This window comes from Vibrio sp. ECSMB14106 (assembly GCF_000972265.1).
Lineage (GTDB): Bacteria > Pseudomonadota > Gammaproteobacteria > Enterobacterales > Vibrionaceae > Vibrio > Vibrio kanaloae.
Genome location: NZ_LAUM01000019.1, coordinates 1 through 19,002, shown reverse-complemented (window position 1 = coordinate 19,002; position 19,002 = coordinate 1). Strand labels below are relative to the sequence as shown.

Genomic DNA, 19,002 nt, shown 5'->3' with positions numbered 1-19,002 from the left:
ACTATTCGTTATCATCGTCGTTTTCTAGCTCAGACATTAAATCCTTGCCTAAAAATGCGAGATCAGTTTTGACCACATGCGGTCTTTGAATTTTTTCAGAAATCTGTACCGCGAGCTTTTCACCCGAACGCCCCATTTTCACACGATACGTAGGCAAATCTTCAACAAACATAGTCGCATTTTCTGGCATATTTATGGGGATAACATCACCAGGACGTAACTCCATTAAGTCACGCAGAGAAATGTCTTGCTCTAATAGGTTTACACGAAAATTGACCGGTACATCCATAATTTCATCACGCAGGGCTGAACTCCAACGAACGTCGGTTTCCATTTTGTCTGATTGAACACCCGCATCCAGCAATTCACGAATCGGCTCAACCATCGAATAAGGCATCACCACGTGGAAGTCACCACCACCGCCATCCACTTCAATGTGAAATGAGCTCACAACAATTACTTCTGTCGGGCTCACAATGTTGGCCATACTTGGGTTCACTTCCGAATCCAAATATTCAAACTCAACCCCCATCACTGGAGACCAAGCTTCTTTGTAATCTTCAAACACAATTTTTAGTAATAGCTGAATAATTCGCCTTTCGGTAGGCGTAAATTCACGACCTTCAATCTTAGCGTGGAAACGACCATCACCACCAAAAAAGTTCTCTACTAAGATGAAAACAAGGCGCGCTTCCATCGTTATCAGTGCTGTACCTTTTAATGGGCGGAAACGAACCATATTCAAACTAGTGGGTACATACAATGTGTTCTGGTACTCACCAAACTTCATCATTTGTACGCCGTTAATCGACACTTCAGCCGTTTTTCGCAACATATTAAACAAGCTGATCCGCATATGACGTGCGAAACGCTCGTTAATAAGTTCAAGGGTCGGCATTCGACCACGAACGATTCGATCTTGAGATGAGAAGTCGAAATTGACCGCACTGTCATTCTCGGTTTCTAAGACATCTTCAACTTCTTCAACATCATCAACGCCATGCAATAGCGCATCAATTTCGTCTTGGCTTAATAAATCGGTCACAAATTACCTATTGAATTACGAAATCAGTGAATAACACTTTTTCAATCACAGGCTGGCCAACAGCTTGAGCCAGACTTGCTTTAATATCTTCAGTTGCCTTGTTTCGCAGTTCAACCCGCCCCGTTGGAGAGCGCAATTGATCGACCGTTGCCGAAGCGAACGTTGCTAATAGCGTACTTTCTACTAGCGGAGAATGATAACGAGCTAAATCTTCATTCTTACTGCCACGTACCATCAACTGTGCTTTTATCTGGACAAGACGATCTTTCTTATCACCCGAAACATTGAACAAGAAAGGCTGTGGAATATTAACATACATGACGGGTTCTACAGCGACCACTGCAGTCGCTGGTTGGGACTGAGACTCGGAACCAGCATCATCGGATCCTAAGAAAAAAAACAGCGCCGCGCCGACACCAAGCAATATTACGATTACGGCAATAATAATGATAAGGAGCTTACTTTTCTTTTTAGCTGGATCTTGTTCTTCAATCATACTGCTCTCTAGTTTCCTGTTGTTTCCACTAACTAACTGGGATAGGGCTGATATTAGGCATAATAGCTAATTCCATCACGCTTTGATGCGACATTCAATTCAAGATTGCTGCTGCTATCAAGATTTTCATCACCTTGACCATCATTTGTGCGGTTAGGACCTGATTGCTGTTCACCATTGTTGTAACTCTCTTGGCCCTGACCAGAACTCTGTTGTTGAACTGATGAATCAGCAAGCTGCATCCCTTGTTGAGCTAACATCTCTCTCAAGCGAGGTAATGTTTGTTCAATCACATCTCTCGCTTGCTGATTACTCACCGTAAAGTGCACGTTTGCCACGTCATTATTCATGGTCATGCGAATTTTCATCTGACCCAGCTCTGGTGGGTCGAGACGGATGTCCAAGTTCTTAAGGTTCTTAGACATCATCATTTGTACTTTTTCAGCCACCTGCTCATTGGCTAGCTCTTTGGTGAGCTGTAAGGGCGCTTGTTGAGCAGCTTGAATTTCAGCTCGCGTAGGTGCTGAACCCACCGTTGCCGTACCTTGTGCACCAGCCGCAGAAGCGATCTGCTGAGCAAAAGTCGAATCTTTAGAATCTTCTTTAGCACCCGCTTTACCCAAACCAGACAGTGCTGCTGCACCGGCGCCCGCTTTAAGAAGCGTATCAGTCGAGCCTGCTTTTGTAGCGGCTGGCATTGCATTCATCGCCATACCTTGGGCGGTTAAAGCTGGATCCAGCGTTGCTTGCTGCTGAGGTGAAGCAACATTAGCTTGTTGAGCTGCGGCCTGTTGGGCTGCATGTGCATTATTGGCGTGCAGCATTGCCGCCTTGTCCGTAAGAGCATTGTTTGCTGACTGAGAAGCGGTCTGCGCTGACACTTGTTGTGCCGCCGTCGCTACAGCTGCTGTTGATGCTGCCGCAGCTAAGGCTTTAGTTTCGCTTGAATCCGTATTATCCCAATCGATAGCAGCGGGTTCACCAGACGCACTGTTCGCAGCCGGAGCTTGACTTAGCAAAGCTGTTGCTTGTTGTTGAACGTTAGCGAGCTGTTGATTCAACAGGTCTAGGTTAGAGGTCACTTCAGCTAAGGCGGCTTGCTCGTCGACCGTCAACTTAGCGCCACTTTGTTGCTTCTGAAGCAAGCTATCGACAACAGACTGCTCTGATTCGATTTGTCCATTCAATTGGTTTAGCGCTTTGGTATGAGCATCCACCTGCTTTGCAAGTTCAATATCAGCGGCTGACAATCCTGGGCTCTGCTCGGCAGTAACCGCACTAGCCGCATTCTTTTGGCTCAGCTCTCGGCTCATACTGGCTTCAATTTGTTCTGGAGTGACGCCTTTCTCCATCAACTGTCGAATTTCAGCATCAGTCAGCTGAGAAACACCCTTACCTCCGGTAAGTACAGCGATTTCAGAATCGACTTCAAGGCTCTTCTCTTGATTTGCAGCCTTGGCTTGTGGTGTCGCCTTATCCGTAACGGAAGCTCCTGCAACAGATGCACCAGTGATATTACCTTGGGCTTGTTCTACCTGACCTTGCTGAGGCAAGCCTTTGCCGTTTGGTGCTTGATTTAGAGTTTTGTTTGCCTCATCCAATTGACCAAGCAATTTATTGCCTTCACTCATCGCTGCATTGGCTTGCGATGCCTGCGTAGCACCATCTACAGCTGATGAACCCTGAGTTTGGGATTGAGCAACCTGCTCTTTAGAATCGGTCTCAGCCTGCGCATCTTTACCGTCAGCCTTATCTGCGACAGTTTTATCAGTGCCCGAATTGGCTTTGAGCTGAGCCTCAGATCCAGACGCAGCCTCTGCAGATGTTTTATCAGCAGCTTTCTCGCCTTCTACTTCTGAGGCTGCTTGCTTGCTTTGCGCTTCGCTCACTTCGTCAGTAGCCTTTGATTCAGCTGAATCACCTTTGTTCGTTTCGGCTGACGCTTCACCTTCGGTAGATGCCTGTTTAGCATCAGATTTCGCTATGATTTCTGTGTCTTTTGCTGCGGCTTTACTGTCACTTTCTTCAAAGCCGAGCGCTTCTTTAAAGGACTCAAAGAAACCTTTAGAGTCGCCGGTTTCTTCTACCTTGGAAGAGGCAGAACCGGTGTCCAACAACGATGACGTTTTGTTGGTCGCTGAATTTGAGGAAAGACTAACATTCATATATACAAGCTCTATCTACTAGCTTTGCTGCCATGAATCAGGCAACAAAAAGAAAGTCGGATGCTTTTCATGCCTTTGGTGGGCATAACGCGCAATTTTATATAAAACGGAGCAAGAAACATGCCTATAAGTTCGGTTCTCACAATATCGAGAACAGCACCTACGTCATTCGTGGCTTAGGATCACATCTTCTTTCGGCTGTATAACAGAGTCGAGAACTCATCCATTTGCTTTTGTTCTCTTTGATCTTGCAGCTTTGCTTTCTCTTTCTGCTTTTTCTCCATCAACCACTCGTAGGATTTACGTTTTTTTCGTAACTCCATCCAGTAGCTTTGGCAGTTGTCGACTTGATTTTTAAAGTGGTGCTCGGCTTCTCTCTGTTTGGATAACGTCTCATCCAACTGAGTTAAGAAGCGGTTCAAGTGACCATATTGGCTCGCCGTTAAGCCTGCCTTACCGCGGTCAACGAGCTGCTGACAGTAATCCAGTCGATACTTTTCAATCTGCGCAACTTGTTCATAGTATCCTTGCAGCTCAGAGTTCGCTTTGTTGAGCGCGAGTACGGCTTGGTTCTCTTGATCTTTGGCTTGATCGAGCAAAAATTCTAATGCGTTATCCATGACTAACCTTATTCACTCGTTAGCCACCCAATACATGTTTCAACATGTTGACGCACATGTCGTATGGGACAGTTTCTTTCATCTTCTGCTGCAAGTACTCATCCAGTTTTGGTTTCAACGTGAAGGCACTATCGATTGCTGGATCCGTTCCTGGCTTGTATGCACCAATCGACACCAAATCTTGGTTTTTACGACAAATAGACAGCACTTGCCTTACCGCTTTCGACATCAAAACATGTTCTTCAGTGGTAATTTGCGGCATAACACGACTGACGGATTTCTCGACATCGATCGCCGGGTAATGACCCGCATCCGCCATCTCACGCGACAATACAACGTGACCATCAAGGATCGCTCGCGACGCATCCGCAATCGGATCTTGTAAGTCATCGCCTTCGGTTAAGACGGTAAAGAAAGCCGTGATAGAACCTTGTTCATCATTGCCGTTACCTGCTCGTTCCACCAGCGCAGGAAGCTTAGCGAAGACTGATGGCGGATAACCTTTGGTTGCTGGCGGCTCACCCACAGACAGAGCAATTTCACGCTGAGCCTGAGCAAAACGGGTCAATGAATCCATTAGTAACAGAACATCTAAACCTTGGTCGCGGAAGTACTCGGCGACAGCCAACGCGGTTTGACAGCCTTTTAAACGCATCAATGGCGATGAGTCGGCAGGAGCGGCAACAACAACCGAACGTTTACGGCCATCTTCACCAAGAATCTCTTCAATAAATTCTTTAACTTCTCGTCCACGCTCACCAATTAGCCCGACTACCACCACTTGTGCCGTTGTGCCTCGAGTCATCATGCCGAGCGTAACCGACTTACCCACACCAGAACCCGCAAATAGGCCGATACGCTGCCCTTTCCCCACCGTGAGCAAACCATTAATGGCTTTTAATCCTACATCAAGTGGTTCAGAAATCGGTTTACGAGCTAGAGGGTTGATTGGCTCAGCATTAAATGAAGCGCGTTGCTCAGTATAAATTGGACCTAGCCCGTCGAGTGGATTACCGACACCATCGATCACTCGACCAAGCAACTCCATCCCAACCGGAATACCGCTCTCTGAGGTCATTGGCGTGACACGAGCGCCAGGTAATATCCCAGTGATTTGCTCACTTGGCATCAAAAATAGATTATCGCCAGAGAAGCCGACCACTTCTGCTTCCATATGACCAGACATGGTTTCAACTAAACACAGGCTGCCGATGGGTGCTTTACAGCCCGTCGCTTCAAGCGTTAAGCCAATTACTCGTACTAACTTACCTGATGCAATTGGTCGCGATTTTAGCCCTTCGACTTTGTATTGGCTAAGACGGTTCGCTAACTCAAGCATTACTCATGGCCTTGGTGACGGTTTGCGCCGCAGAAACTATGAAGCACGTTCTTCACACGCTCTTCCATGCGGTAATTAACACTCGACTCACCCGCTTCGATTTGTACGTCACCACGATTGAGTGCAGGCTCTGCCACCAGCGTCCAATTACGGCAATCCAATTCAGTCTCGCCATACGCAGAGCGAATAATCGCGACGTCTTCAGGGTTAAGCTTCAATGTGATCGCGTGACCAGAGATCGGCAATGACTCTACCGATTCTTTGACGGTATCTAATATGATTTGTGGATTAGTTTGCACTTCAACATGAACCACTTCTTTGACCATGGTAAGTACCATGTCGACCAATTGTTTCTCCACCTGAGCGTTCATTAGCTCTAACGGTTGAGCGAACTGGTTTGCCAGCCCCATGAAGACGGCCACCTGCTGTTGAATGTACTCTTGACCCGCGGTTACGCCTTCAAGCTTACCGGCTTCGTTGCCTTCTTCGTGACCTGCAGCAAAACCTTCTTCTTTGCCTTTTTCATAACCTTGCTTAAAGCCCACCTCTTGGCCTTGATGCAGTCCTTCCTGATAAGCGCCTTGTTTAATCAGTTCGATTTGCTCTTCAGTCAGAACCAGTTCTTCATCTTCAATGGCTTCTTCAACGGTTGGCATCCAACTAGGGTCGTAGTTAAAGGCGGTTTCTTTGGCTTGTTTACTCACATCAGAGGTGTAATCTGGCAGCCCCCATTTTTGAGGTTGAGCTACCGTATTATCTTCTTCAGGGCGAAGGAAGCCGCGTTTTCTATCACCTGACATATCAGTACCTATCTATGAGTAAGTCAAACTGCATTGTAAATTCAAGCAGTTAAACTTAATTAATTTATGGTTCGAGATTGGATAAAAAAAGCCCCAGCAGTGTGGGGCTTTGAGGTTTCTGTATTAAAGGAACTCGTCGGCGCCACCAGACAGCATAATCTCGCCACTGTCTGCCATTTTCCTCGCAATCCCCAAAATCTCTTTCTGAGCCGCTTCAACGTCAGAAACTTTCACTGGCGGCATCGCCTCAATATCGTCTCTCATCATATCTGCTGCACGTTTCGACATGTTCTTGAAGATCTTCTCACGTAAACCTTCATCAGCGCCCTTAAGGGCTTTCTGTAGAACGTCTTGTGGAACATCACGCAGCAACCTCTGGACACCTTGATCATCAACTTCAATAAGGTTTTCAAAGACAAACATCAGATCTTGAATCTGCGTTGCCATGTCTTCGTCTTGGTCACGGATTTGATCCATCAAGACGCCTTCCACGTTGTTGTCCATGTAGTTCATGATCTCAGCCGCGGCTTTCAGGCCACCAATTTTGGCAGCTTGAGCACCCGCTTGACCCGCGAACTGTTTCTCCATGATTTCGTTCAGTTCAGCAAGCGCCGAAGGTTGTACTTCTTCAAGGTTGGCAATACGCATCATCAGATCCAGACGAACGCGTTCTGGGAACTGAGACAATATTTCTGCCGATTGGTCAGAATCGAGGTACGACAACACAATGGTTTGAATTTGAGGGTGCTCGTTGATGATAATGCTCGCCACCTGACGAGGATCCATCCACTTAAGCGAATCCAAACCTTTCGAACCTGTGCCGAGGAGGATTTGGTCAACAAGGTTATTCGCCTTATCTTCACCAAGGGCAGCCACCAGCGCATTACGCATGAAGTCTTCGCTGCCCATACCAATGTTGGTATACTTCTGAATATCATCCAAGAAAGCACGGTGCACTGCGCCTACTTTCTCTTGGGATAGGTCTGTAGCTCGCGCCATCGCACTACCCACACGCTGAACCTGCTTTGGCTCTAGGTGACGAATAATGCCAGCAGCATCTTCTTCATTTAAACTTAGCAATAAGATCGCAGCGCGTTCATCGCCTGAGATAGAGTCGATATCCACGCTAGAGACATCAAGCACTTCACCGCCTTCCGTTTGTTGTGGAGCTATTTCGTTAGCCATCTACCATCCAATTTTTAACTACTTGAGCTGCTAGCTCTGGTTCATTCGCTACGAGTGCACGCACTGCTTTCAGCACGTCTTCGTCTTTATGAAGGTTTGGTAAGTCAATACTTGAACCAAACTCAAACAGTTCGCCACCTTCGATATCTCCACCAATTAAGCTGGTTTCGCCATCAGCACCAATTGGCATACCGTCAGGACCATACATCTGTTCATCGTTATCCGCTGCAGGATTAAGCAGTTTTTTCATTGCTGGACGAACAAGCACCAACACCACCACAATGATGACCAACGCACTTGCGAACCAACGTACCCAATCATTAAAGTTTGGATGCTCCCAAATTGGGACATCTGGGACAATGTCAGTGACTTGTGGTGCAAACTGCATGCTTAATACGTTGAGCAAATCGCCACGGGTTTCATCAAAACCCACCGTGCCAATCAAAACCTGGCGAATCGCGTTGATCTCGCTCACAGGGATTGGCGTGTGGACCACTTCACCCGTATCTGGATTCAATGATTGACGGTCTTTTATCGCGACAGATACTGTCTGACGGTTAACCGTTCCACTCTGTTTACGTTCGTGGCTAATGGTTGTGTCTAACTCGAAGTTTCGGGTCGCTTCTTTATGAACCGAACCTTGGCCCGTCAAAGAACCATCTTTCATTTGGGCAACATCTTGTGGAATTGAGGCATCAGCAGGTGGCTGATTACTCAAAGCACCTGGAATTCCGGCAACCGTATTGCCATTATTGTAGTCTTCTAGCGTGTACTCACTTCGAGTCGCGGGGGTATTTGGATCAAAACGTTTTCTCGTTTGCTCCACCGCACTAAAATCGAGCTGAATATCCACCTGAGCGGTATAGTTACCAAACCCAAGAATAGGAATCAGAATAGAGTCAATTTTTTCACGCAGCGCTTGCTCTTGGTTACGCTCTAATTCATGTTCTTTACGACGCGCCGCTGACATAGGGTCTTGAGAGCCTGAGCTCAACAATCGACCATGCTGATCGGTTACGGTAATACGTGAGGTTTTCATTCCCGGAACGGCACTCGCCACCATATCCACAACAGAATCCACTTCTTGCTGCTTAAGGTTGGTGCCCGTTTTAAGGGTTAGGAATACAGAAGCAGAGGCTTCTTGATTGTGACGCACGAACACACTTTGCTTTGGCAAGGCCAATAAAACCTGTGCTTTACGAACCTGTTTCATCTGTTCAATGGCTTTCGCAAGCTGTCTTTCACGGCTTAACTTAAGGCGCTCTTGCTCCAAACGTTGTGACACACCAAAACCCATATCTTGCATGAGAATGTCATCACCCGCGTTTCGCTCTTGGTTCAAACCAGCTCGAACCATATTCAACTTCAGAGAGTTGTACTCGCTGGCAGGAACAGAGATAGTGTTGCCTTCAAGAGAGTACTCGATCTTTTGCAGATCTAAGTAATCCAGAACGGGGATCAACTCTTCTGTTTCGTAAGCCCCTAATGGACGCATTTCTGGCTCTTTTACCCAGAAAAACAGCATAACAATAAGCGCTACACAAATAGAGATGGAAAGAACTAATACAACCTGACGAAGTAAATCGAGATCGCCCACGGCCATATCGAATTTCGATGAACTGCGTTCCCCCAGATCGGGATTTTGCCCTTCTCCGTCAAGCTTAGAACCTGCAATAAGTGCGTGATCGTTACTATCGTTTACGGTTAAATCTGTTGTTTGACTATTATCTGCCACTATTTAACTACCTAAATTATACCGGCATATTCATCAGCTCTTTGTACGATTCGACCAATTTATTTCTAATTTGGATCGTCGCCTCAAAAGCCACACTAGATTTATTACGAGCAATCATCACATCGGATAGAGACACGCTTTGGTCACCACTATCAAAACGAGCTTGAAGATTACCTGAGGTCTTTTGTAATGAGTTCACATTATTGATGGCTTTCGTAAGCATGTTGCCAAAATCTGCACCGACCGCTTGCCCTGTTACTGTAGGACGCGCGCTAGCAGCTTCAACCATCATTGCCTGCATTTCGCCTTGTAAACCATCTATTTTCATCTACCACCTCAGGAGTCAAAATTATGACTATCTATTTCGCTGTATTATTGACTGAGCAATTAGCGTGCCACACATTATTTTGACTAGACATCGTACTACAACAATCAGAAAGCTGGCACTACTAATCTATCCTCAGTTTGGGATATCTATTCCAGCATCGCGCATTTTCGCCAACTTATAGCGCAATGTACGAGGACTAATGCCCAGTTTTTCGGCCATATCTTTGCGTCGACCATTGCACGCGATCAAGGTTTCAAGAATTATTGCATACTCTTGATCTCTAAGCTCATTACCAAGTCCTTCACTACTAGCTACTACTTTATTGATTGGGTTTGCTTCAGAAATAGGTTTAAGTTCTGGCGCCACAACATCACTGCCTTCAACAATTTGTTGGAGACCACTCGCATCTTGCCAATCAACACCTTCAAGAAGGATATGCTCACCAGATATATGCTCTTTCTCACTCAATATTAGAGCACGCTGTATTACATTATCCAATTCACGCACATTTCCTGGCCACGGATAATTGACGAGTTTGTTAGTGGCTTTGACTGACAGAGTCGGTACTGGCATACCAAGTTTGGTGCAATGGCGCTCGATCAGATGCTTAGCTAAAGGCTCAATATCCCCTTTACGTTCACAAAGTGGTGGCCAAGAAATAGGGAAAACATTCAGTCTGTAGTATAGATCTTCACGAAAATTCCCTTCAGAAACATACTGTTTAAGATCTCGGTTACTGGTCGCCAACACACGAACATCTAACTTGATGCTCTTACGACTACCTAGGCGTTCAACCTCACGTTCTTGCAATACACGTAGTAATTTCGCTTGAAGACTAAGATCCATTTCACTGATCTCATCCAACAAAATAGTACCACCTTGCGCCTGTTCGAATTTACCCGGACACGCCTGAATAGCGCCAGTAAAAGCGCCTTTTTCATAACCAAACAGGGTCGCTTCCAACATATTATCGGGGATCGCAGCGCAGTTAATCGCGACAAACGGTCCATCCTTACGACTGGAAGCATTGTGAATGTAACGAGACATCACCTCTTTACCAGAACCACTAGGCCCCAGCACCATGACATTAGCGTCAGTTTTCGCTACTTTATCAGCCAGCACCATTAACTTGATGCTTTTTTCATCGGCAACGATAGCATCACCATTGTCATCCGACTTAACGGGAGCATAGCGGCTCACCATGTTTAGCAATACTTCTGGCGCAAATGGCTTCGCCATGTAGTCGATCGCGCCCTCTTTCATTGCCGCCACGGCATCTTCGATGTTGGCATAGGCAGTCATCAACAGTACCGGTAAATTTGGCCAATGCTGCTTGATGTTTCGCAATAGTGCCAAACCACCCATGCCCGCCATTTGAACGTCAGACACAACAATATCAACAGAGTTGGATTTTAATTTTACCAGAGCATCTTCCGCACTATCCGCTTCCAGCCATTCATAGCCAGCAAGCGCGAGAGTATCGACAAGGGCTTCGCGTAGACCTTCATCATCTTCGACGATTAACACTTTGCTTTGAGCCATAGGATTCTCCAGTGTAAATTCAGTTCAACTTATTAGTCTTCAGTAGAAGCGCTTCTTTCAAGTGGCAAGCACATGGTAAAACATGCGCCATCACCTTCTTCTGAGATCAATTCCAGCCGGCCTTCATGGGCTCGACATACCATTTGTACAACCGCTAAGCCTAAACCTGTACCTTGAGAACGGGTGGTAAAGAAGGGTTCCATAATTTTACCTTGAAGCTCCTTGGGTACACCGGGGCCACTGTCTTGTACTGATATCTTAAGCTCGCCATTTACGGGCCTAAAAAACACATCGATCTGCGATTCCTTACCCGCAATTTGAACCGCGTTCAACACTAGGTTGCTTAACGCTGAGGCGATAGCATTGGCGTTGCCGAACATTTGAGTCTGTTCGCCCTCAACTTCCTGGCAATAATCAATCTGGTTGGTTTTCAATGCAGCTTCCACCATAGGGTGAAATTCTGTGATCAATTCAGCCACAGTAAATGGCTTAACCACTTTGTTGTCACCACCTTTGGCAAACAACAGCATGTCGTTCACTTGTTTCTCTAAGTCATGCAATCTATCCATAAGCTTAGATTGAAAACGCGTTTTTGTTGCCAGCGGCAGGTTTGGCGCGGCAAGATTTGATGCATACAGCATCGCACTTGAAAGCGGCGTTCGCACCTGATGGGCAAGCGAGGCCACCATTCTACCTAATGAAGACAAACGCTGAAGATCACTCACGCGAGACTGCAATAGTCGGGTCTCGGTCAGATCGGTAATCAAAATCAGCTGACCCGTGGTAGAGGCTGAAATCGCCAAGCGTACTTTTCGTCCGTTCTTCAATGAGATCTCATGACCGTCATCGTCTTTTGGGTCGAAGGCACTTTGAATCACTGAAAACCACTTCTCGCCAACCAACTCAACACCAAGAATACGGTGCGCTTCAGGGTTCGCTTCTCTCACTTCGCCGTGTGTATCTAACAAGATGACCCCTGCTGGCATCACGTCGAGTACTTGCTTATAGCGCTCAACCTGCTGTTCTACAGAATCTAGGTGTGATTGATTTTCTGGTTCGTTAGATACGTGCATGTCAAAAATTTGCCTCAAATACTAAAACAGCCTGAGACGTACAACACGAGTCAGGCTATTTGCTATATTTATCACATAGTTAAGCAAGCAACAACTCGACTATGGTTTATCTGTTCACTTAGCTAGAGTTACCAAATAGCTAAAAAGTGTGTGCTAGTTTTTCGTTTTCATCGAAAACTGAACACTATCGCTGCAAGTTATATTTACGCATTTTTTCAACCAGAGTGGTTCTACGCATTCCAAGCATGTCAGCAGCACGAGCAACAATACCGCCCTGCGCTTCCAACGCTTGATTGATCATATTCACTTCCATATCCGCGAGTAACTCTTTCAAGTTAACCCCTTCTGGCGGTAACTCTTGAGGCGCATTGGCATTGTCGGCAATATCATCCTGCTGATCAAAGCTGAAATCTTCTGAGAATAAGTCAGCAAGTGCATCACGCTCTTGCTCCTCTTCAGACCCAAAGCTATTAAACTCTGGCTGGAATTCAGGGATATCACTGTATCGATATTTAGTTGGCAGGTGATTCACATCAACCAAGCTGTTTGGATACAAGATAACCATCCGTTCAACCAGGTTCGCCAGTTCACGAACGTTACCTGGCCAGTAATGCTCCATCAAAGAGTTGATAGCACGAGCCGTGAAACAGATAGGCATGCTGCCTTCTGCTTCCATTCGAGTCATCAGTTCTTGAAGCAACAGTGGAATATCTTCTTTGCGATCTTGAAGCGCCGGCATTTCAATCGGGAATACATTCAAGCGGTAATAAAGGTCTTCACGGAACGCATCATCGTCGATCATATCTTCAAGGTTGCGGTGGGTTGCCGCAATCACTCGAACGTCAGCTTTGATGGTGCTGTTGCCACCTACGCGTTCGAAACAGCGCTCTTGCAGTACACGCAACAACTTTACTTGCATTGCCATCGGCATATCGCCAATTTCATCAAGAAACAGTGTGCCACCTTCTGCCAATTCAAAGCGGCCTTTTCGTGCGGTAATCGCACCAGTAAACGCACCCTTCTCATGGCCAAACAACTCACTTTCGAGTAAGTCTGGTGGAATAGCACCACAATTCACAGGCACGAAAGGCCCTGAACGACGTTTAGAGTGATAGTGAATGTTACGCGCTACCACTTCTTTACCCGTACCCGATTCGCCAAGAATCAATACGTTCGCTTCCGTAGAAGAGACTTGTTCAATTAAGTGACGTACTTCTTGAATGCCAGCACTTTGTCCGACTAGGCTGCGAAACAGCGTGTTCTTGCGTGCTGAAGACACAACTTGAACACCTTTGCGGCCTAAGAAGTCTTTACAGTGTCTTAATGCATCACTTAATTGCGGGTAGTTAAGAGGAAGTTCAAGCTCACCAACATAGTTAGTCAACTCGTCAACCGGGTGATTGTTTTTGCTAATCACAAGTAAAGGAATGTGATTGGCGTGAACAAGCTGTTCATTCAATAATATGTTGAAGCCTTTACCTTTAATGGTACCAATAATGCATCCGGCCCACTGTAGTGACCAGTCTACTTTACGTGCTTGTTCAGAGCTGATTACTTCGCAGCTCTCTCCTACAAACTCTAATATTGTGCTTAAATTGTGACGATCTTGAGCGTTATCGTCGACGACAAGCAGTTTTGCCAAACCTTGCATAAGTAGGAATTATTGCCTTTATTTTGGTGCGATGCGGAAAAACGGTGAGCAACGTAATCGATAAAAACAGAAAAAAATATCAATGATTATGTTTACGTGAACAAATTAAGGAAATCAGCAACGAAAAAAGCCATTAGGCTATCTAATGGCTTCTATTTTATTTGATTAAAAAAATAAGGCAACCAACCAATTAAAGGATATGAGATTGGTTTAAACTGCAATTTTCGTTAAATACCTACCTCAGTAGAGGTCAAGTTGTGATATTCATTCGGAATTTGGTCCCAAGCGCCCTTAATTTCGCGGATAATATCAACAACATCATCAATGGGTTGTGGATCATTTTTGTGATTTGCCGCAGAAATTTGCGTGATCATGAACTCATAAAGTTGATCTAGGTTTTTCGCTATATCGCCGCCGTCATCCATAGACAGGCAACTACGTAGGCTAATAATGATATCTAAAGCTTTACCAAGTCGCTCACCTTTCACTGGGATATTACCCGCCTGCATTGCCGCCTTGCCTTGGATCAAGCGCTCAATAGCACCTGCCATTAACATTTGCACAATTTTATGCGGTGAAGCAGCCGTTAGCTGACTATCCACTGATACCTTTTTATATGCCTGTAAAGAACCGCGCATAGTAAACCTCTTCTATAAAAACTTTTTGTATTGTTGAACTGATTTAGCACCGTGACGATATTTGTGTAGGTTTTTACCTATTTGATTCGTCTCAGACTGCATCAATTCGACCAATTTTCTGGTTCTGGTAATGGCTTCAAACCATTCAGAACTTTGCTTAACGTCAGGATGTGAGTCGATTAATTGAAACACGTTTTGCAATAACTGATCTCTGTTATCGACAAGCTGTGTTATTTCTTCAGCATTAATTTCACTTAATTCGAGCTTAGAGATAATTAGTTGATCTAGTTCACAAAGCTTTTGAAGTTGTCCATTCATCTACTAGCCCAACGCATTCATCATACTGCCCAACTGAGACTGCATCTTACTGGTCGCATCTTGCATCGCAGTAAACTTAGAGTGAGTGCGGTTCTCTAGGCTATCCATGCGGCGATCGAGCGCGCTTTGATCATCAGCTAAACGATAATTTTGCTCGACTAAGCTCTTTTCTCTCGTACGAATTGAGCCAGTGATACCAGTGATGCCTTGAATCGCATCTTCGACCTTTTTAGCGAAACCGTTGTTACCACCAAAGAACTCACCCAACTTGTCGAAGTTGTTGTTCAGTTGGCGGTCGAGCATGTCGTAGTTGATCTCTAACGAGCCTTGTCTTGTAGTCGTGATACCAAATTCAGTCAAAGACTTAAGGTTATCGGGTGCACCTTCAATACTTGATGAGAACACACCTTTAAGACGCGAATCGGCGTTACGGACCGTACTGTCTCCAGAAAGAGGACCTTTTTGTCCAGTCATTGGGTCAACGCCCGCTAAATTTTTGGAGACTTGATAAAACTGATTGTAAGAATTGACGAACGCTTCAATATCTTGGCGAACACTATTACGGTCATACTCCACACCGATTTCTGCTGGCGGCTTATCTTTTGGTGTTTTGCCTTTTACCGTAATATCAATCCCTTCCACGGCATCTTCAATCACATTGTTATTACTAGAGAGCTGAGCAACGCCATCCAAAACCACCATTGAGTCTTGTCCAGCTTGAACTTCAGCCATACCACTGTAGGCATCAAAAGCTTGTTGAGCCTGAACCAAGTCAGCTTGTGCTTTATCGACCTTCTCTAAATGCTCACGCTCTTCCGGTTCTAATTTGGCACGTTCAATCTTTTTAGCTTGTTCAGCCGTCAATTCGCCTTTTTGAACTTTCTCAGCCAGATCCGCTTTTTCTTGTGAAATTTTTTCTTCGATACGCGCTTGTTCAGCCTCAAGCTTTTGTTGGGCTTCTTTTGGTGTCACGTAGGAATCGGTCAGCGTACCTGATGCGGCATTGGACCACCCCGGCACATCGGGTGCCTTCTCTATCGCCTTTTCATCAAGCTCAAGTTCTGGAGTGTAATAAGAGTCCAATAACGTACCAGAGGCCGTTTCCGTCCAGCCTGGAATATTATCTTCAGGCATCACCGATTTTGCAGCCTGAGCAGCGTCTAGAGCTGCTCGACCATCGGCTGCAGCCTGCTCGCCGTAGCTAAGGCTATCACTCTGAGCAGAATTACCCTTTCCACCTTCTTGTGGCGGAATCTGATTGCCGTCAGCATCAAGTTGAGACTTATTAGCCTCACTAAAGGGTTCTAAGACTGCAACTTCTTGCCCTGGTGCAGGCTTAGAAAGGATCTCTTGAGCGGAAAGACGAGCTTTCTCCAACGTTTTAACACGCTCTTCAAGAGTCTTGTATTCGAGTTTTTTGAGAGGATTGGCAGTATCAGATTCAACATTGATACTGATCTGCTGATCGGAACCGGACTGGTTCGAGGCAACAATAAGTCGTGGGCCTTCAACATCATTGATAACCGATGCGCGAACGCCTGGGTTGCTATCTGCGCCGTTTATGCTGCGAACAATCTCGATAAGTTTCGATCTATCGCCAACTTGTACATCAAAGCTATTGTCGCCAAGCGAAATCTGCAGCTTACCTGGGCCAAACTTCATGTCCTCTGATAGTACATCAGAAGCCACTTTATGGCTCTGGGCAAGCTGCAACACATCGATGGCATATTTGCCAGCGATCGCTTCAGTAGTCGCGGTCGCAGAAACAAGACCTTCATCGGTACTTTCCACTGTTCGCACAGCAAAAGCTTTTTCCTGACGAAAATTTGTCATCAGGTTTTTCATCGAGTCAAGGGATTCTCTGAGTCTTCCATAGGCACTAATGCTGGTATCGATTCGCGTTCGTTCATTGTCGATTCGTTGCTGTTTAGGTACGCGCTCCGAATCAACAATTTTGCTGACCATGGAATTGATATCCATGCCAGACGAAATCCCCATTGGGCCAAAACTCATTAAATCACCTCAATAATACGACTTAAACCTTCACCTCAAATATTCGACTATTCGAGTTTTGGGCTGCTAGGCGTCTTAGAATTTCAAGCATTTCTTCATCGGGTATTTGGCGAATAATATCACCGGTTGTGGTCTCATAAATGGTCACCACATCCCGACCTGACTCTTCATCGACTTTAAAAGCAACACCCTTGTTAAGAGAGGAGATAAACTCGTTTACCTTCTCCACCATCTTGACTCGCTCTTCATCATTTAGCTCTTGTCTATCTTGAGCTAATTGAATCGCTGCTGCGGTAGCCTCTTCTTTTGATTTATCTACCTTGTCATAAGATGTTGCTTCTTTCAGTCGTGAAGTGCTCGACGCACTACTACCTTCATCGCTTGCAAATTTAATGCCATTGGGTGAGCCATAAGGCTGGATGTTCGATGCGTTGGATGGTATTTCCATAACACTCTCCCTCCCTCCTTTATGAGCCATACAGTAAAACTCTACAAGAGTAGAGTTTACTGCTACTTACCGAAGTAAGTTTAGCCCAATAAGCTTAGAGCTGCTGACGGTGACTGCTTCGCTTGCGCTAAGATAGAAGTACTCGCCTGTTGCAGAATTTGAGACTTCGTCATTGCCGTTGTTTCTTTCGCGTAATCGGTATCTTTGATACGGCTCTTAGATGCATTAACGTTTTCGTTGATGTTGTCTAAGTTGCTAATTGCGTGGTCAAAACGGTTTTGGAAAGCACCAAGAGAAGCACGGTTACTATCAACAGATTTTAGTGCGCCATCAATAATAGAGACTGCTTCGTTTGCACCCGCAACCGATGTTACGTCGATGTCGTTAACAGTAACGTCTTTACCAGCACCAATACCTAATTCACCAGCAAGGCTGCCACCAAATTCAACATCGCCTTCAACTTTTTGGCTTGAAGCGAAAAGTTGCAGTTTGCCACCTTCACCTACAGACGCTTTAACATCTTGGCTTTGACCATTGATGTAAGTTGCTAGCTCTTCGATGTCGTTGCCTTCCTTCGCAGAAATAGACAATTCTTGTGCTTCACCAAACTTATCGTTGTATTTGATCGTTAAGTCAGCACCAGCACCTACACGCCAAGAAGCATCTTTGCCTTCTTCTACGCTGTAGCTCTTACCACCCATATCTTGAGTGTCAGTACGCATGTTATTCATTGTGAGCATTACTGCTTCACCAGAATCTGCACCGATTTGGAAAGATTGACTGCCGTAAGTACCGTTAAGAAGCTTGTTACCACCAAAAGAGGTCGTTTCAGCGATACGGTTAAGTTCTGTATTTAGAGCAGAAACTTCTTCTTGGATCGCAACACGTTCAGATTTGCTGTTCGAACCGTTTGAAGATTGAAGAGAAAGGTCACGCATACGTTGCAGAATGTTGGTTGACTCATTCATTGCACCTTCAGCTGTTTGTGCAATAGAGATCCCGTCATTCGCATTTTTCACAGCCATATCTAGGCCACGGCTTTGCGACGTTAAGCGGTTAGAGATTTGTAGGCCCGCAGCATCATCTTTTGCGCTATTGATTTTATAGCCAGAAGACAAACGCTCCATTGATTTTTGAGTACCTTCAGCCGCGCTATTTAGGTAGCGCTGAGCCGTCATTGCAGACACGTTAGTGCTTACATTAATCGCCATAGTTGATCTCCTTTAGGCATTTTTTTTAATGCACCTATGTGACTCTCACCTCACACAAATACATATCAAATTGTTTTATGTACCATTGTCTCTCTCACCTTACATTGGTACATATCATTTCTCTCAATCCCTTTAACGGCCCCTTAGTTAGAAGCTTTAATAAAAAATGTGCTTTTTTTCGTATTCTTTTCAACAACAAAGAAAAGTGTGACCGAACTTCAACTAATAAAACATCATTTCCCGCTCCCGTGATTCTCTACGACGAGGAATGAAAGTGATGGGACTCGCTTTTACTCCTACTCCTCAGATCCGCAGTTTCCCAGCCCCTTCCGTTACCAAACAACAAGCAATAAAAAACCCAGCCGAAGCTGGGTCTGTTTAGCGCTCATCTCTCA

17 protein-coding genes are annotated in these 19,002 nt (G+C 45.4%); all 17 read right to left on the bottom strand.

Going from position 1 to position 19,002, the window contains the following annotated elements; all coding sequences use genetic code 11:
- Position 1 precedes the first annotated feature (1 nt).
- Positions 2–1,045: a flagellar motor switch protein FliM gene (gene fliM, locus WR49_RS13430; protein ID WP_017056879.1), complete on the bottom strand. Its 1,044-nt coding sequence runs from the start codon at positions 1,043–1,045 to the stop codon at positions 2–4.
- 7 nt (positions 1,046–1,052) lie between these two features.
- Positions 1,053–1,541 carry a flagellar basal body-associated protein FliL gene (gene fliL, locus WR49_RS13425; protein WP_017056878.1) on the bottom strand — a complete coding sequence of 163 codons (489 nt, stop codon included), beginning with the start codon at positions 1,539–1,541 and terminating at the stop codon, positions 1,053–1,055.
- A gap of 53 nt (positions 1,542–1,594) precedes the next feature.
- Complete coding sequence (locus WR49_RS13420) at positions 1,595–3,706, bottom strand: flagellar hook-length control protein FliK (protein ID WP_046224362.1); 2,112 nt, start codon at positions 3,704–3,706, stop codon at positions 1,595–1,597.
- 182 nt (positions 3,707–3,888) lie between these two features.
- Positions 3,889–4,326, bottom strand: a complete 438-nt coding sequence (gene fliJ, locus WR49_RS13415; protein ID WP_017056876.1) for a flagellar export protein FliJ — start codon at positions 4,324–4,326, stop codon at positions 3,889–3,891.
- Between the two features lie 19 nt (positions 4,327–4,345).
- On the bottom strand, positions 4,346–5,665 hold the full coding sequence (gene fliI / locus WR49_RS13410) for a flagellar protein export ATPase FliI (protein WP_017056875.1): 1,320 nt from the start codon (positions 5,663–5,665) through the stop codon (positions 4,346–4,348).
- Positions 5,665–6,465: a flagellar assembly protein FliH gene (fliH, locus tag WR49_RS13405; RefSeq protein WP_046224361.1), complete on the bottom strand. Its 801-nt coding sequence runs from the start codon at positions 6,463–6,465 to the stop codon at positions 5,665–5,667. The genes fliI and fliH overlap by 1 nt, the downstream gene beginning before the upstream one ends.
- Positions 6,466–6,588: 123 nt before the next feature.
- A complete protein-coding gene (gene fliG, locus WR49_RS13400) occupies positions 6,589–7,650 on the bottom strand; it encodes a flagellar motor switch protein FliG (protein ID WP_046224360.1) in 1,062 nt (353 codons plus the stop codon).
- Positions 7,643–9,385, bottom strand: coding sequence for a flagellar basal-body MS-ring/collar protein FliF (gene fliF / locus WR49_RS13395; RefSeq protein WP_046224359.1), 1,743 nt, complete (start codon positions 9,383–9,385; stop codon positions 7,643–7,645). Before fliF ends, fliG begins: the two co-directional genes overlap by 8 nt.
- Positions 9,386–9,401: 16 nt before the next feature.
- The gene (gene fliE / locus WR49_RS13390; RefSeq protein ID WP_017056871.1) at positions 9,402–9,713 is read right to left on the bottom strand and encodes a flagellar hook-basal body complex protein FliE; all 312 of its coding nucleotides are present in this window, start codon (positions 9,711–9,713) and stop codon (positions 9,402–9,404) included.
- Between the two features lie 132 nt (positions 9,714–9,845).
- A complete protein-coding gene (locus WR49_RS13385) occupies positions 9,846–11,255 on the bottom strand; it encodes a sigma-54-dependent transcriptional regulator (protein WP_046224358.1) in 1,410 nt (469 codons plus the stop codon).
- 32 nt (positions 11,256–11,287) lie between these two features.
- Positions 11,288–12,328 (bottom strand): sensor histidine kinase, encoded by a 1,041-nt coding sequence (locus tag WR49_RS13380; protein WP_046224357.1) that lies wholly within the window; start codon positions 12,326–12,328, stop codon positions 11,288–11,290.
- Between the two features lie 184 nt (positions 12,329–12,512).
- On the bottom strand, positions 12,513–13,979 hold the full coding sequence (locus tag WR49_RS13375; protein ID WP_046224356.1) for a sigma-54 dependent transcriptional regulator: 1,467 nt from the start codon (positions 13,977–13,979) through the stop codon (positions 12,513–12,515).
- A gap of 227 nt (positions 13,980–14,206) precedes the next feature.
- Positions 14,207–14,617: a flagellar export chaperone FliS gene (gene fliS, locus WR49_RS13370; RefSeq protein ID WP_017056867.1), complete on the bottom strand. Its 411-nt coding sequence runs from the start codon at positions 14,615–14,617 to the stop codon at positions 14,207–14,209.
- Between the two features lie 12 nt (positions 14,618–14,629).
- A complete protein-coding gene (locus WR49_RS13365) occupies positions 14,630–14,935 on the bottom strand; it encodes a flagellar protein FliT (RefSeq protein WP_046224355.1) in 306 nt (101 codons plus the stop codon).
- A 3-nt stretch (positions 14,936–14,938) separates the two neighbouring features.
- The gene (fliD, locus tag WR49_RS13360; RefSeq protein ID WP_046224354.1) at positions 14,939–16,948 is read right to left on the bottom strand and encodes a flagellar filament capping protein FliD; all 2,010 of its coding nucleotides are present in this window, start codon (positions 16,946–16,948) and stop codon (positions 14,939–14,941) included.
- 22 nt (positions 16,949–16,970) lie between these two features.
- Positions 16,971–17,396, bottom strand: a complete 426-nt coding sequence (flaG, locus tag WR49_RS13355; RefSeq protein ID WP_017056864.1) for a flagellar protein FlaG — start codon at positions 17,394–17,396, stop codon at positions 16,971–16,973.
- Positions 17,397–17,476: 80 nt separating this feature from the next.
- Positions 17,477–18,607: a flagellin gene (locus WR49_RS13350; RefSeq protein WP_017056863.1), complete on the bottom strand. Its 1,131-nt coding sequence runs from the start codon at positions 18,605–18,607 to the stop codon at positions 17,477–17,479.
- Positions 18,608–19,002: the final 395 nt, after the last annotated feature.

What these genes read in the sequence shown, in the direction of transcription:
- fliJ (WP_017056876.1), bottom strand. Translation starts at nt 4,326, where the DNA reads ATGGATAACGCATTAGAATTTTTGCTCGATCAAGCCAAAGATCAAGAG.
- fliH (WP_046224361.1), bottom strand. Translation starts at nt 6,465, where the DNA reads ATGTCAGGTGATAGAAAACGCGGCTTCCTTCGCCCTGAAGAAGATAAT.
- fliS (WP_017056867.1), bottom strand. Translation starts at nt 14,617, where the DNA reads ATGCGCGGTTCTTTACAGGCATATAAAAAGGTATCAGTGGATAGTCAG.
- WR49_RS13350 (WP_017056863.1), bottom strand. Translation starts at nt 18,607, where the DNA reads ATGGCGATTAATGTAAGCACTAACGTGTCTGCAATGACGGCTCAGCGC.
- WR49_RS13380 (WP_046224357.1), bottom strand. Translation starts at nt 12,328, where the DNA reads ATGCACGTATCTAACGAACCAGAAAATCAATCACACCTAGATTCTGTA.
- WR49_RS13365 (WP_046224355.1), bottom strand. Translation starts at nt 14,935, where the DNA reads ATGAATGGACAACTTCAAAAGCTTTGTGAACTAGATCAACTAATTATC.
- WR49_RS13375 (WP_046224356.1), bottom strand. Translation starts at nt 13,979, where the DNA reads ATGCAAGGTTTGGCAAAACTGCTTGTCGTCGACGATAACGCTCAAGAT.
- fliI (WP_017056875.1), bottom strand. Translation starts at nt 5,665, where the DNA reads ATGCTTGAGTTAGCGAACCGTCTTAGCCAATACAAAGTCGAAGGGCTA.
- flaG (WP_017056864.1), bottom strand. Translation starts at nt 17,396, where the DNA reads ATGGAAATACCATCCAACGCATCGAACATCCAGCCTTATGGCTCACCC.
- WR49_RS13420 (WP_046224362.1), bottom strand. Translation starts at nt 3,706, where the DNA reads ATGAATGTTAGTCTTTCCTCAAATTCAGCGACCAACAAAACGTCATCG.
- fliD (WP_046224354.1), bottom strand. Translation starts at nt 16,948, where the DNA reads ATGAGTTTTGGCCCAATGGGGATTTCGTCTGGCATGGATATCAATTCC.
- WR49_RS13385 (WP_046224358.1), bottom strand. Translation starts at nt 11,255, where the DNA reads ATGGCTCAAAGCAAAGTGTTAATCGTCGAAGATGATGAAGGTCTACGC.
- fliL (WP_017056878.1), bottom strand. Translation starts at nt 1,541, where the DNA reads ATGATTGAAGAACAAGATCCAGCTAAAAAGAAAAGTAAGCTCCTTATC.
- fliG (WP_046224360.1), bottom strand. Translation starts at nt 7,650, where the DNA reads ATGGCTAACGAAATAGCTCCACAACAAACGGAAGGCGGTGAAGTGCTT.
- fliE (WP_017056871.1), bottom strand. Translation starts at nt 9,713, where the DNA reads ATGAAAATAGATGGTTTACAAGGCGAAATGCAGGCAATGATGGTTGAA.